This is a genomic window from Mesorhizobium sp. KR9-304 (assembly GCF_040049215.1).
Classification (GTDB): Bacteria; Pseudomonadota; Alphaproteobacteria; order Rhizobiales; family Rhizobiaceae; genus Mesorhizobium_K.
The window spans coordinates 178,683-191,368 of record NZ_JBDZDN010000004.1 but is presented as its reverse complement, the minus strand read 5'-3'; the positions used below and the strand labels follow the sequence as shown (position 1 = coordinate 191,368).

Here is a 12,686-nt window from a genome sequence, read left to right as displayed (position 1 = left end):
TCGGCGCGGCTAGATTTCCGCACATGGCAACCGATTTTCAATTGCGACTGCGCAAGCTGATGGCCGAAAGAGGCACCTCGGGGCGCAAGCTTTCCATAGCCGCCGGGCTGCACCCCGATACCGTGGGCAAGATGCTCAAGCCCGACGCCGGCTTGCCGCGAGGTGGCAATCTGGCGGCCATAGCCGATGCCCTGGGGACGACCGAAGCGTTCCTCCTGCGCGGCGAAGACGTTCCTTTGGCACCGCGTAAGACCGAGGTTCGCCTTGCGCCGGTCCTGCTGCCGTCTGCCGCGTCGATGCCAAACGATGTCCCCGTTCTCGGAACCGCCGCCGGCTCGCATGCGCGCGGCGCGTTCCAGATCTCCACCGATCCGGTCGACTGGGTGCGCAGGCCGCCGGGCCTGTCCAGCGCCAGAAACGCCTACGCGCTTTATGTGGAAGGCACCTCGATGGTGCCCGAGCACAATCCCGGCGATCTGCGCTTCATCCATCCTGACAGGCCGGCGCGCCCCGGCGATTCGGTGGTTGTCCAGATTCTCGCCGACCCGGCGGACGGGCAGGAGGCGACGATCGGGCGGCTCATAAAGCGCACGCCCACGCACCTGGTGATCGGCAAACTGAATCCGGCGGCGACCGTGGAACTGAAGCTGATCACGGTGGTCGCGGTCCACAAGGTCATGACGCTCAACGAACTTTTCGGAGTGTGACGCAGGAAGGGGAGGGGTCGCATGATTCTGGTCGTGATTTTCGCCGTTGCCGGCGCCATAGCAACGATGCTGGGGCTCGGGGTCCTTGCGGTGGAACGTCCGCCTACCGGCGTTCAAGTCCTCGCCAGCCTGCCGTTCTTTGGCACCGGCATCCTCTTTTTCGGCGTCGCTCAGTTGATTTATCTGCTGGTGCGAATTGCGGCGGCGACTGAACGGACCGCCGCCATCGCCACGGAGTTGCAGGCCGCTCTTGCGGCTCGCCGCGCAGGCAATGTCGGTCAGTAACGGAAAAATTTCCGTACGTAGGAATTGACGCGGAATAAATTCCGTAGATAATGCGCCCCCATTCGCACTCATGCGGATGGAGAGCACCATGATCGGCTTCGAAAACGCCCCGGCGGCAACCCTTCCCCCCGAAAACCCATCGATCGTCGAGCGTATGGCCGAGACCATGCGCGACATGCGCGCTGCCGGCATGACCGTCACCGCCCGCGCGCTCGCCGTCTATGGCGACTATGCCGACGCCGACATCGAGCGTCACGGCGAGGAAGCCGCAGCACTCGCCCGCGCCCGCGCCGTCCGCAGGCTCGCCTGACATGCGCGCCCGCTTTCTTTCTTCCCTGTTCGGCGCAGCGCGCCTCACCGCCTGGTGCGCCCAGGACATCGCCGCCTTCGCGGCCATGGGCCTCTTTCTCTACGCCGCCGGCGTCTGGATCCTGTTCGGAGGCGCGTCATGAGCGCCCGTGACGCCGTGCGGCAGGTGCAGAGCCGGTTTTCCGGCAGGCGGCGCGATCCGGTTGCCGATATTCTCGCAGGCAGGCCGGACGATCAATTCACCGACGATTTGTGTGAGGCGATGAAAGCCCCGCTCGACTATGTCGTCGAGGCAGCGCTCGATGAAGAGCTGCAGGACCGCGTCAGCCGCTGCCTGCCGCTTGCCGCCCGCCCCATGTTCACGCTCGCCGAGACGGTGCTGCTGTCATCGATCGGCGTGCTCGGCGGCGCGCTGCTCGTCTTCGGCCTCACGGCGGGAGGCGGCTGGTGATCGAGAAACACGCCGGCCAGCAGCAGCTCGTCTGCGACTGCGGCTTCTCGCAGCGCAGGACCTACGCCGGCGACGAATTCGACGTGATGATCGCCGACGCCAAGGACGACGGCTGGAAAATCCAGAAGGTGTCGGGCGAATGGACGCACACTTGCCCGGCCTGCGCCGAACCGAAGCGGGGAGGGCTGCTCTGATGGCCAACGGCACCACGATCGAATGGACCCATCGGCCCGGCGCCGGAGGCGAGACGTGGAACCCGCTGGCCGGCTGCACCATCCTGACGCCGGGCTGCACGAACTGCTACGCGATGAAGATGGCAGCCCGCATCGAGGCGATCAACGCCGCTGCAGGCAGAGAGACGCATTACGCCGGCACCACGCGCAAGGTTAAAGGTAAGGCGATCTGGACGGGCAAGGTCGCGCTGGCCCCGGAGCATATCCTGACCGCGCCCCTGCGCTGGAAAAGCCCGCGCACCGTCTTCGTCAATTCCATGTCCGACCTGTTCCACGAAGACGTACCGGACGAATGGATCGACCGCGTCTTCGCCGTCATGGCGCTCTGCCCCCAGCACACCTTTCAGGTGCTGACCAAACGCAGCGCGCGCATGCGGGCGTATCTGTCCGCGGCGCGTGCGCATCCGGTCGGATTGGCCGCACTTGAGCTGACCCTTGCCAGCATGACGCGCGATCCGAATTCCAAGGTAGGTGAGGGGATCGTCCTGCAGGGCGATATCGCCCATCTCCAGGTGTGGCCGCTTTCCAACGCCTGGCTTGGCGTCTCGGCTGAGGACCAGCGCCGAGCCGACGAGCGCATTCCCGACCTGCTCGCCACGCCCGCCGCGATCCGCTTCGTCAGCGCTGAGCCGCTGCTCGGCCCGATCGACTTCGGCTTCGGAGTTCATCACCATCCAGACAATGTCGACAGCCCCGAGCTGCAGACGCTAGTCAGGACAGCGCGCAGCCATCTCGCGCAGGAATCTGGAACCGCAATTCTCGACTGGGTCATCGTCGGCGGCGAGTCGGGGCAGGGCGCGCGTCCCATGCATCCGGCCTGGGCGCTGTCGATCCGCGACCAGTGCGCCGCCGCCGGCGTTCCGTTTTTCTTCAAGCAGTGGGGCGAGCATCTCGGCGGCTACGGCAACGACCACGGCGACGGCGTCTGGTTCACGCCGTCATCCGATGAACGGGAGGGTCGCTGGCTCAGGACGACCGACAGCTTCGACTGGTTCGATCCGCTGGAAGCGCCGGACGGCCCGATGCACCTGCGCACCGGCAAGAAGCGCGCCGGCCGCCTGCTCGACGGCGTCGAGCACAATAGCTTCCCGGTGATGTCGCGATGAGCGATCAACTCGACCTTTTGCTGCCACCGCCGCCCGCGTGGACAACGCCCCAAGGCAGAGGGAAGAAATGCGGCCGAGATCCAGAAGCCGGGCCAGGATCATGCCGGTTGTGGTGGGAAGGCTGTCCGAAAGGCGAACAGCGCGGTTGCTATCAGCTTTGGTTCCACCGGCAGCATGAAGCGCGCCTATCCGCCACCCGCCGCGAGGCGGGGGGAGGTGCCGGCGAAGCCGGCGGAGGGGGGCCATGAGCAACATCGAAGCGCATTGCCACAGCTGCGGTCAGAAGCGGCCGTTCCGCCACATGCACGACACCGCGCATGGCATCCCGGGCACGCATATGGCCGGAAGCGAGCGGTTCGAATGCTCAGCTTGCGGCGAGACTATCCATGCTGGCGACAATGATGGACAATTCACCTTCATTCTGGACAAGCCAGAATGATCACCCCCGTCCGCCTTCAGCTCTCCCGCCGCGCCGGCTTCAACCTCCAGGCGCATTCGCTCGCCACCAACGGCCTGCCGGCCGCCAACGTCGCGCGCCCGACCAAATGGGGCAATCCCCACCACGTCTTGCGGACCTGGTATCACGGCGGCTTTCCGGCGCTGGGCATCGACCCGTTCGATGCCGTGACGGCGGCCGACGCCGATCGCGAAGGCGCGCGTATCGCCGTCGCGCTGTTCCGCCAGGAAGCCGAGCGGCGCCCCGAGGCCTTTTCCGCGCTGCGCGGCAAGAACCTCGCCTGCTGGTGCAAGCTCAAAAATGAGGCGGTGAGCGCCGAAGGCGCGAACGGGGAAACGAAAAATCCGCAATGCCACGCCGACGTGCTTCTCGAACTGGCGAACCGGAAATGATCCGCCCCAGCGTCGCGCCGCCGGCTGGCATCCACCCCGCGCTGGCCCGCTTCGTCGAGGCTCTTGCACGCCAGGCCGCCCGCGACGATTATCATGCGCAAGAGGCGGTGAGGGTCGAAGGCCCGAACGGGGATCAGAACAATGAAACGCGCCGCGATATACGCCAGGTATTCGAGCGACCTGCAGACCGATAGGTCGATCGACGACCAGGTCGCGCTCTGCACCGCCCATGCCGCGAAATCCGGTCTCGCCGTCACCGCCGTCTATGACGACCGCGCCCGCTCGGGCGCCTCGATCATGGGCCGCGACGGGCTGCTCGCCGTCATGGACGCCGCCCGCGACCGCGCCTTCGACGTTCTCGTCGTGGAGGCGCTCGACCGGCTGTCGCGCGACCAGGAGGACCTGGCGGGCATCTACAAGCGCCTGACCCATGTCGGGGTCGAGATCAGGGCGGTGCACGACGGCACGGCCGACATCGTCCAGATCGGCATTCGCGGGCTGGTCGGAGCGCTCTATCTTCAGGACCTCGCGCAGAAGGTGAGGCGCGGCATGGCCGGCGTGGTGCGCGACGGCCGCAACGCCGGGGGCAGGGCCTATGGCTATGCGCCGGTGGCCGGCCGGGCGGGCGAGCTGGCGATCGTGCCGGAGGAGGCGGCGATCGTGCTGCGCATCTTCAGCGAATATGTCGACGGCCGCGTGCCGCGCGACATCGCCGGCAGCCTCAACGCCGACGGCGTCGCCCCGCCGCGTGGCCACTACTGGCAGGGCTCCACCATCAACGGCAGCCGCCGCCGCGAGAGCGGCATCCTGCAGAACGCCGCCTATGACGGACGGCTGGTGTGGAACCGCACGCGCTTCGTCAAGGATCCGGACACCGGCCGCCGCATCTCGCGCGTCAACGACCGGGCCGAGTGGCAGGAACAGGCGGCCGAACATCTCAGGATCGTGCCGCGCGAGCTTTTCGCCGCGGCGGCGGCCAGGAAGCGGGCGGCGGGCGGCGAGCGCAGGCAGGCGCCGAAGAACGGCCGGCTGCTGTCCGGCCTGCTTCGCTGCGGGGCGTGCGGCGCGGGCATGTCAGTCAAGGACAGGATGGGCCGCCAGACGCGCATCATGTGCACGCGCGCCAAGGAGGCCAGGGCCTGCGCGCACACCAGGCCCTATGCGATCGAGCCGATCGAGGCGGCGGTTCTCGACGCGCTGCGCCGCAACCTCGCGGACCGCAGGCTGCTTGACCACTATGTCGCCTGCTACAACGACGAGCACCGCCGGCTCCATTCCGGCGAGGGCGCGGCGCGTGAGAAGGCGGCGCAGCGCCTTGCCGCGGCCAGGCGCGAGCTGGCGCGCACCGTCGACTGCCTGATCAAGGGAGTGATCTCCGAGGCGGAGGCCTCGGCCGGGCTGCCGCAGCTGCGCGCCGAGGTCGCCGAACTCGAGGCGCGCCTGTCGCGTCTGCCCGAGCCGCCGAAGGTGGTGACCCTGAAGCCGGCGCTGATCTCCCGCTACATCCGCGACCTCGAGCGGCTGGAGGCCGAGGTCGCGGCCAACGAAGGATTCGTCTCGGGCGAGGCCAAGCGCCTGGTCAGGGAACTGGTGACGGCCGTCCGCGTCACCCCCACATCGGCCGGCCAACCGCCTCATGTCGATGTCGAAGGCTACCTGACCAGCCTGGTCGCCGGGCAGCGCGCAATTTCTCGGGGGGGATCGATGGTAGCGGAGGAGGGAGTTGAACCCCCGACCCCAGGATTATGATTCCCGTGCTCTAACCAACTGAGCTACTCCGCCAGGAGGGCAAGGTCTCGAAATGAACCGCGACTACGGACAGATCGAGGCGTTCGCCAAGGTCGCGCGGGATATAGGGTTCGACTGGTGAAGCTGTCAAGCTTCCAGAACTCAGGCTTCGAAACCCGACCGGACAACACGCCGGAGATCGGGGGACCGGCGCGCGAAGCCGATGCGATCCCCTGGGCACGGCGCTGCCCGGGCGAATCGGACCGGGCCGAAAGTCCCCGCTCCGCGCGGCAAATCGTCCGCAGTCGGGCGGCGTTTGGCGCGCGGCTTGAGTTCGCGTCGGCGCGCCGTTATGTGTCCGTCACAATTTCCTGAGCTGGCAAGTGATGAAACCGCGCATAGCTGTCCTTGGATGCGGATACTGGGGCTCGAACCATATCCGCACGCTGAAGGCGCTCGGCGCGCTTCATGCCGTCTCCGACGCCAACCGGGCGCGTGCGGAAGGTTTTGCCAGCGAGCAGGGCTGCCTTGCGGTCGATCCCGACGCGCTGTTTGCCCGTGACGACGTCGACGCCATCGTCATGGCGCTGCCGCCGCAATTCCACGCCGATGCCGCTGTCCGGGCGGTAGAGGCCGGCAAGGATGTGCTGGTGGAGAAGCCTATCGCGCTGACGGTCGCCGATGGCGAGCGGGCGGTGGCCGCGGCACGGAAGGCATCCCGCATCTTCATGGTCGGCCATGTGCTGCGCTTCCACCCGGCCTTCGAAAAGCTGAAGGAACTGATCGACGCCGGCGAGCTCGGCGATGTCAAATATATTCACTCGCACCGGCTCGGCCTCGGCAAGTTCCACACCGAAAACGATGCGCTCTGGGATCTTGCTCCGCACGATTTGTCGATGATCCTTGCCATAACCGGCGTGGCGCCGGCCGAGGTGCGCGGCGAGGGAGCGGCTCTGCTCGACCATCTCTCCGATTTCGCCCATCTGCACATGCGCTTTCCGAACGGCATTCGCAGCCACCTCTTCACCTCGCGCCTCAACCCCTATCGCGAGCGGCGGCTGACGGTGGTCGGCACCAAGGCGATGGCGGTGTTCGACGATGTCGAGCCGTGGGAGCGCAAGCTTGCGGTCTACCGTCATGCCGTGTGGCAGGACAGCGGCCAGTGGGCCTTCACGGCCGACGAACCGTCCTATGCCGAAGTCGCGCAAGGCATGCCGCTGACGCGCGAACTCGAGCATTTCCTCCATTGCATCGAGACCCGCACACCGCCGCGTACCAGCGGCGAGGAAGCGGTCACCGTGCTGCGCATCCTGACGGCAGGCACCGTCGTCCACGTTTAGGCGGCCGTTCAGGTGGCCGGCCTGGGCCAGAACCACCGCAGAAGCAGAACCGCGGCGACGATCCATAGAGCGAAGACGATGAGCGCGCCGGCGTGGCTGATGGGCTTGGCTTGCATGCGCGCGGCATCCGCGCGGAATTCCTGCATGAGGTCCGGAGGTATCAACCTAACCACGAGCCAGATACCGAGCGGAACGACGACAAGATCGTCGAGATAGCCGACGACCGGGATGAAATCCGGAATGAGGTCAAAGGGGCTCAAGGCATAGGCGGCGACGAGGCCGGCCATCGCCTTGGCGTACCAGGGCGTCCGGGGGTCGCGCGCCGCGAGGAACAAGGCAATCACGTCGCGCTTGACGCCGCTTGCCCAGCTTTTCATCCGGCCAAGCATTGCCGCCAGTCTATTCGGCGGGAACCCTTGCCGGCTCGGACGTGGCAAGACGGGACAGCATGGCCTCGGCCTCCTTGCCGCGCTCCGAGCGCTCGATGAAACCGCCGCCGTAGACGCGGGCATCGTCGCCGTCGGCGCTGTAGAGCACGCAGGCCTGACCCGGCGCGATACCGGATTCGCCCTCGCCGAGTTCGATCCAGACGGCGCCGCCGGCGCGATGGAGCGTTGCCGGTCGCGGCGGGCGTGTCGAGCGAACCTTGGCGAACAGCTCGATGCCTTCCGGCGGCGTGTCGACAAGCGGGAAATCGCCCAGCCAGTTCACGTCTCGAAGATGGATCTTGCGGGTCTGAAGCGCCTCGCGAGGGCCGACGATGACGCGCGCGCGGTCCGCATCGAGGTGCACGACGTAGAGCGGCTCGCCCGAAGCGATGCCGATGCCGCGGCGCTGGCCGATCGTATAACGCAAGATGCCGTCGTGGCGGCCGAGCACGCGGCCGTCGATATGGACGATGTCGCCGGGGGTGGCGGCGGCAGGCCTGAGCTTGGCGATGACATCGGAATACTTGCCCTGCGGCACGAAGCAGATGTCCTGGCTGTCGGCCTTGCCGGCGACCGACAGGCCCATCTCCTCCGCGATGGCTCGCACCTCCGGCTTGGACATGCCGCCAAGCGGAAATCTGAGGTAGTCGATCTGTTCCTGCGTGGTTGCGAAAAGGAAATAGCTCTGGTCGCGCTCGGCGTCGACGGGACGATAGAGCGCGCGGTGAGCACCGCCCGAACCGATGCCTGGACGGCTGCGGATATAATGGCCGGTGGCCAGCGCGTCGGCGCCGAGTTGCCGTGCGGTCGACAGAAGGTCGGCGAACTTGACGGTCTGGTTGCAGGAGACGCAAGGGATCGGCGTCTCGCCGGCAACGTAGCTCGCCGTGAAAGGATCGATCACCGCCTTGCGGAAGCGCTCCTCGTAGTTGAGCACGTAGTGCGGAATGCCGAGTGTTTCGGCGACCCGGCGCGCATCGGCGATGTCCTGCCCGGCGCAGCAGGAGCCGGCTCGATGCACGGCAGCGCCATGATCATAGAGCTGCAGCGTCATCCCGATGACGTCGTAGCCCTCGCGCTTCAGAAGGCCGGCGACGACCGACGAATCGACGCCGCCCGACATCGCCACGACGATGCGTGTCTCTTCGGGCCGTCCGGGAAGGTCGAGGCTGTTCATGGGATTGCGGTTCCGTTGCGCGACCGGCTGATGCCAATGGTGCGAATATAGGTCATGCCCCGCTCTTGCGCCAACCCGACCGCTTTCTCGGTCCATTTCCACAGCAGACAGGCGCGGCCCGTCAAATTCAACCGAAATCCCTAACGGTCGATTCAGGATCGTTACTTACCCATTAGCGAACGCTTAGGCAATTTTTAAAGCTGTGGCGCTAATGTGACGATTATTGCGTCGTAGCGTTTGTGGTTGTGTAGAGAGTACGATGACCGATCTGATTAGACCGCGCGTCAAATACGTGATTGGCCCGGACGGCAGTCCGCTGACCATCGCAGACCTTCCGCCGACAAATACCAGGCGCTGGGTCATCCGACGGAAGGCAGAAGTCGTGGCGGCTGTCCGCGGCGGCCTGCTCAGCCTCGACGAGGCATGCCAGCGCTACAAGCTCACCACCGAGGAATTCCTGTCCTGGCAGGCGTCAATCGACGAGTACGGACTTGCCGGACTGCGCACCACGCGCATTCAGCAGTACAGGCACTAGTCTAAGTCCTTTCCTGCCCCCGTCGCTTCAACAATGCCGAGGCCAGCGCCGTCAGCACGGCCGAAGCCGCGAAGAACCACAGGCCTGGCAGAGTGAATGCCGTCGCCAAGCCACTGGTCTTGGCCGCGAATATCACCAGCGCCACCAGCATCACATCGAGCATCGACCAGTTCGACAACGCCTGGAACCATGCCGGGATCCGGGCCGCCGTTTCAGCGCCCGCATAGGCGGCGACGTTGAGCAGCCCGAGCTTCAGGCACGGGAAAACGATTGAAAACAATGCCACAACCGTCGAGAGCAGGATCTCGCGCTCCGTCCAGAGCCCTGCGACGATTGCGAGCAGTGACGGCTCGTCGGTCAGAAAGAACAGGCGTTCGACGCGCACCAGCGGCAGCACGAGGCCGAGCCCGAGCGACAAGCCGGCGGCGAACAGACTGAAAGGGAGGGCGAAGTGCATCGCCGAGCCATAACCCAAGCGGTCGGCCGGCGGAAGCGGTGAGGCCTGGACGCAGGCCGGCCGGCGTCAGCCGATCATGGCGCTGCGAAGGCCGACTTCATGCTCGCGGTTCTTGACGTCGCGGGATTCCAGCGCCTCGGCCTTGGAAAGCTCCGCTTCAGCTTCGGCGAGTATTGATTCGGCCGCGGTTCTCTGCTGCAGCAGGTCGTGCTGCGAGTTCTTCAGGTTGTCGCGGCGAAGCCGCGCGGCCTTGGCGAAGGTCGGATAGGCGAAATGATTGATATCGGTGATGCCGGCCTTCTTCTCCTCGGCGGTAATCTGGATTTCGAGCTCGCCGGCCATCCGCTCGAATTCGGCGATCATCATGTCGAGCTGCAGCAGCTGCCGGCGCTTGTCGTTCACCTGAAACTGTTTCAGCCGAACGAGGTTCTCACGTGTCTTCATAACCCGAAACTCCCCGGAACGCCGACGCCTCTCAACACAAATCTCCCGCGGTTCCGACGATCCCGCATCGGCGCAATAGGAAACAGATTCCTAAGATATTTCGCCGACGGTAACCATTCGTTTACGCGCATTGTTAATCATACGCGTCAGGACTTAAGGCACGGTAAAAATCCGATCTCGCATCTGCTCGGAATCCACAACATTCTAACGGCGGGCTTAGGCCGTACCGTTAAAGTGGCACGTTAAGGACTTCGTGTAGCGATTCAGCTTTAGATTCAAGATAGTGAACCAAATGGCTGAACAATCGGTTTTTACTTGCCAAGTCGAATTAGGTTTTGTTAACCATTCGATGGCAGCTTCTGATTCAGGCACAGACTGCTCCGATACCGGGCGCCCGCTTACGACGGTCCGGCAGCAGAAAAGGGGAATAGAATGCGCGTTCTGCTGATAGAAGACGACAGTGCAACCGCCCAGAGCATCGAATTGATGCTCAAGTCGGAAAGCTTCAACGTCTATACCACCGACCTTGGTGAAGAAGGCGTCGACCTGGGCAAGCTGTACGATTACGATATCATTCTCCTTGATCTCAATTTGCCTGACATGTCGGGTTATGAAGTCTTGAGAACGCTTCGCCTGTCCAAAGTGAAGACCCCGATCCTCATACTGTCGGGCATGGCTGGCATCGAGGACAAGGTTCGCGGCCTCGGCTTCGGAGCCGACGACTACATGACCAAACCGTTCCACAAGGACGAGCTCGTTGCGCGCATTCACGCGATTGTGCGCCGTTCCAAGGGACACGCCCAATCTGTCATCACAACCGGCGACCTGGTGGTCAATCTCGACGCCAAGACTGTCGAAGTCGGCGGCCAGCGCGTCCATCTGACGGGCAAGGAATACCAGATGCTCGAGCTGCTCTCGCTGCGCAAGGGCACGACGCTGACCAAGGAAATGTTCCTCAACCATCTCTATGGCGGCATGGACGAGCCGGAGTTGAAGATCATCGATGTCTTCATCTGCAAGCTGCGCAAGAAGCTCGACGCCGCGTCGGGCGGGCAGAACTATATCGAGACCGTGTGGGGCCGCGGCTATGTGCTGCGCGAACCGGAAGACATGCGCGAAAGCGCCTGAACGCTCTTCTGAAAAACCAGGAACGCTGGACCCGGCCCTGCCGGGTCTTTTGCTTTAGGCAATTGAAAACGTTTGAATTTTCTTACGCCGCCGCACCCTGCAAGCGGCGGAAGCGGTCCAGCAACTGGGGTCGGTTAAACGGCTTCAGCAGATAGCCTTGGGCGCCGGCGCGCTTGGCGCGCATGATGGCGGCGATGTCGACCTCGGGGAGGCAGATTGCGATCTGCGGCCTGATCGGGCTGTCGATGCCGCGCACGCGACGAATAAATTCAACGGCGGTCATGTCCGGCAGCGCGCCGTCCACCACGATGATGTCCGGCATGTCGCCGGCGCAGATGGCGATTGCGTCGAAGCCTGTCGCCGCCTCCATGATCTGTAGATCCGGGCCGCCAAGGATGCGCCTGGCTACCTTTCGGATGACGGCCGAATCATCGACGAACAAGCAGCGCTTCATGTCCCCGGTCCTCAAATGGCGCCACACCGGAGAACTCAGTGTCCAGCATGTTGGGGGACCGTAGCCGACTTGCGTAAACAACCAGAAAAGCGGTTAGGTAAAATTTTTGGAAATGCATGCCTGCAAGGACATTTTCTTGATGAAATTATAGCAATACTTGACTATCTCCAGTCTTCTGACGGGCCGGCGTAGCTCGCACAAGCGGCCGGCCGCATTTTGCCGATGCTGAAACCTGTCGGCGCCGGACCTCAGACGGCAGTCAGCACGACCTCCTCGGCATTGGCGTGAATCGAGATCGTCATGTTCGCTTCGCGCGCCAGGAGCAGCGTGTAGTAGGGTTGCACCGAGTGTGCGTCGATGGGCTCTTCGGGCTTGCGTCCGGAATGCAGTTCCAGAAATTTCGGCGGTACGCGCAACATCGGACCGCTGGAAGACAATGTGAACTTCGGCTGCGTGTGTACGTCATCCAGCGTGACGGTGATCTTGCCGCCGCGCGGGATCGCGGCCAGCGCGACCAGGACGAGATTCAGGAGCAGCTTCACCTGGTTTTTCGGCAGCAAGGCCCGCCCACCGTTCCAGACCAGTTCCGGTTTTTCATTGTTCATGAATGCGACCGTGACGGCTTCCGCGTCACCGGTGTCGATCTGCATGCCGGCCGAGCCGGCCGCGCCGAAGGCAATGCGGGCAAACTGCAGCCTGGCCGAAGCGTTCCTGGCGCTCTGCCGGATGAGGTTCATGGCGTCCGCGTCGGCGCCGCCCTCATCGAGCAATTCAAGCCCATTGTTGATCGCGCCCACCGGCGAAATAATGTCGTGACAAACACGGCTGCACAAAAGCGCGGCCAAATCCGGCGCGGAAAGCGTAAAAAGTTCAGACATCTACTAATTGTCCCTCAAATCAACAGCCCGGCTTCGCCTCGCAATGCGAATCACGTCCTTCCCCGCCACAATTGGTATACGCCAAGCCTGACAGCGGCAAGAATCGGGGACGACCTGTTGCCCGGTATCGACCCCGGCAGCGGGGCACGCCTTCGATCCGCCATCTTCGCCGTGCTT

At 64.3% G+C, this 12,686-nt stretch carries 20 protein-coding genes and 1 tRNA gene; 14 read left to right on the top strand and 7 right to left on the bottom strand.

What is annotated here, in order from left to right; translation table 11 throughout:
• Window positions 1–23 precede the first annotated feature (23 nt).
• From ABLE71_RS20535 to ABLE71_RS20485, 11 genes are all read left to right on the top strand, one after another.
• Window positions 24–707 (top strand): S24 family peptidase, encoded by a 684-nt coding sequence (locus tag ABLE71_RS20535; RefSeq protein WP_348785339.1) that lies wholly within the window; start codon window positions 24–26, stop codon window positions 705–707.
• A gap of 21 nt (window positions 708–728) precedes the next feature.
• Window positions 729–992: a hypothetical protein gene (locus ABLE71_RS20530; RefSeq protein ID WP_348785338.1), complete on the top strand. Its 264-nt coding sequence runs from the start codon at window positions 729–731 to the stop codon at window positions 990–992.
• Window positions 993–1,080: 88 nt separating this feature from the next.
• Entirely contained in the window at window positions 1,081–1,302 is a 222-nt protein-coding gene (locus ABLE71_RS20525; RefSeq protein ID WP_348785337.1) for a hypothetical protein, read from the top strand.
• A 1-nt stretch (window position 1,303) separates the two neighbouring features.
• Window positions 1,304–1,444, top strand: coding sequence for a hypothetical protein (locus ABLE71_RS20520; RefSeq protein ID WP_348785336.1), 141 nt, complete (start codon window positions 1,304–1,306; stop codon window positions 1,442–1,444).
• On the top strand, window positions 1,441–1,752 hold the full coding sequence (locus ABLE71_RS20515; RefSeq protein ID WP_348785335.1) for a hypothetical protein: 312 nt from the start codon (window positions 1,441–1,443) through the stop codon (window positions 1,750–1,752). Before ABLE71_RS20520 ends, ABLE71_RS20515 begins: the two co-directional genes overlap by 4 nt.
• The gene (locus ABLE71_RS20510; RefSeq protein ID WP_348785334.1) at window positions 1,749–1,946 is read left to right on the top strand and encodes a hypothetical protein; all 198 of its coding nucleotides are present in this window, start codon (window positions 1,749–1,751) and stop codon (window positions 1,944–1,946) included. The genes ABLE71_RS20515 and ABLE71_RS20510 overlap by 4 nt, the downstream gene beginning before the upstream one ends.
• On the top strand, window positions 1,946–3,091 hold the full coding sequence (locus ABLE71_RS20505) for a phage Gp37/Gp68 family protein (protein WP_348785333.1): 1,146 nt from the start codon (window positions 1,946–1,948) through the stop codon (window positions 3,089–3,091). Before ABLE71_RS20510 ends, ABLE71_RS20505 begins: the two co-directional genes overlap by 1 nt.
• Before the next feature lie 244 nt (window positions 3,092–3,335).
• Window positions 3,336–3,530, top strand: coding sequence for a hypothetical protein (locus ABLE71_RS20500; RefSeq protein ID WP_348785332.1), 195 nt, complete (start codon window positions 3,336–3,338; stop codon window positions 3,528–3,530).
• Window positions 3,527–3,940 (top strand): DUF4326 domain-containing protein, encoded by a 414-nt coding sequence (locus ABLE71_RS20495; RefSeq protein WP_348785331.1) that lies wholly within the window; start codon window positions 3,527–3,529, stop codon window positions 3,938–3,940. Before ABLE71_RS20500 ends, ABLE71_RS20495 begins: the two co-directional genes overlap by 4 nt.
• Window positions 3,937–4,134 carry a hypothetical protein gene (locus tag ABLE71_RS20490; protein ID WP_348785330.1) on the top strand — a complete coding sequence of 66 codons (198 nt, stop codon included), beginning with the start codon at window positions 3,937–3,939 and terminating at the stop codon, window positions 4,132–4,134. Before ABLE71_RS20495 ends, ABLE71_RS20490 begins: the two co-directional genes overlap by 4 nt.
• Window positions 4,082–5,689 (top strand): recombinase family protein, encoded by a 1,608-nt coding sequence (locus tag ABLE71_RS20485; protein ID WP_348785590.1) that lies wholly within the window; start codon window positions 4,082–4,084, stop codon window positions 5,687–5,689. Before ABLE71_RS20490 ends, ABLE71_RS20485 begins: the two co-directional genes overlap by 53 nt.
• Here the strand turns inward: ABLE71_RS20485 and ABLE71_RS20480 are convergent.
• Window positions 5,646–5,722 (bottom strand) — tRNA-Met (locus ABLE71_RS20480). The two genes, ABLE71_RS20485 and ABLE71_RS20480, sit on opposite strands and share 44 nt — an antisense overlap.
• A gap of 332 nt (window positions 5,723–6,054) precedes the next feature.
• On the opposite strand from ABLE71_RS20480, the gene ABLE71_RS20475 reads away from it, so the two are divergent.
• Window positions 6,055–7,008, top strand: a complete 954-nt coding sequence (locus ABLE71_RS20475) for a Gfo/Idh/MocA family oxidoreductase (RefSeq protein WP_348785329.1) — start codon at window positions 6,055–6,057, stop codon at window positions 7,006–7,008.
• Between the two features lie 8 nt (window positions 7,009–7,016).
• Here the strand turns inward: ABLE71_RS20475 and ABLE71_RS20470 are convergent, their stop codons facing one another.
• The gene (locus tag ABLE71_RS20470) at window positions 7,017–7,385 is read right to left on the bottom strand and encodes a YkvA family protein (RefSeq protein ID WP_348785328.1); all 369 of its coding nucleotides are present in this window, start codon (window positions 7,383–7,385) and stop codon (window positions 7,017–7,019) included.
• Window positions 7,386–7,407: 22 nt separating this feature from the next.
• Window positions 7,408–8,613: a tRNA 2-thiouridine(34) synthase MnmA gene (gene mnmA / locus ABLE71_RS20465; protein ID WP_348785327.1), complete on the bottom strand. Its 1,206-nt coding sequence runs from the start codon at window positions 8,611–8,613 to the stop codon at window positions 7,408–7,410.
• Window positions 8,614–8,872: 259 nt separating this feature from the next.
• Here mnmA and ABLE71_RS20460 point away from each other — a divergent pair, with 259 nt between their 5' ends.
• Window positions 8,873–9,148 (top strand): DUF1153 domain-containing protein, encoded by a 276-nt coding sequence (locus ABLE71_RS20460; RefSeq protein WP_111542793.1) that lies wholly within the window; start codon window positions 8,873–8,875, stop codon window positions 9,146–9,148.
• Window position 9,149: 1 nt separating this feature from the next.
• Here ABLE71_RS20460 and ABLE71_RS20455 read toward each other — a convergent pair whose 3' ends face one another.
• A complete protein-coding gene (locus ABLE71_RS20455) occupies window positions 9,150–9,605 on the bottom strand; it encodes a paraquat-inducible protein A (RefSeq protein WP_348785326.1) in 456 nt (151 codons plus the stop codon).
• Between the two features lie 66 nt (window positions 9,606–9,671).
• On the bottom strand, window positions 9,672–10,049 hold the full coding sequence (locus ABLE71_RS20450) for a flagellar export protein FliJ (RefSeq protein WP_348785325.1): 378 nt from the start codon (window positions 10,047–10,049) through the stop codon (window positions 9,672–9,674).
• A 432-nt stretch (window positions 10,050–10,481) separates the two neighbouring features.
• Here ABLE71_RS20450 and ctrA point away from each other — a divergent pair, with 432 nt between their 5' ends.
• The gene (gene ctrA, locus ABLE71_RS20445; protein WP_348785324.1) at window positions 10,482–11,177 is read left to right on the top strand and encodes a cell cycle two-component system response regulator CtrA; all 696 of its coding nucleotides are present in this window, start codon (window positions 10,482–10,484) and stop codon (window positions 11,175–11,177) included.
• An 82-nt stretch (window positions 11,178–11,259) separates the two neighbouring features.
• Here ctrA and ABLE71_RS20440 read toward each other — a convergent pair whose 3' ends face one another.
• The gene (locus tag ABLE71_RS20440) at window positions 11,260–11,631 is read right to left on the bottom strand and encodes a response regulator (RefSeq protein ID WP_348785323.1); all 372 of its coding nucleotides are present in this window, start codon (window positions 11,629–11,631) and stop codon (window positions 11,260–11,262) included.
• A gap of 248 nt (window positions 11,632–11,879) precedes the next feature.
• The gene (locus tag ABLE71_RS20435; RefSeq protein ID WP_348785322.1) at window positions 11,880–12,509 is read right to left on the bottom strand and encodes a histidine phosphotransferase family protein; all 630 of its coding nucleotides are present in this window, start codon (window positions 12,507–12,509) and stop codon (window positions 11,880–11,882) included.
• Between the last annotated feature and the right edge of the window lie 177 nt (window positions 12,510–12,686).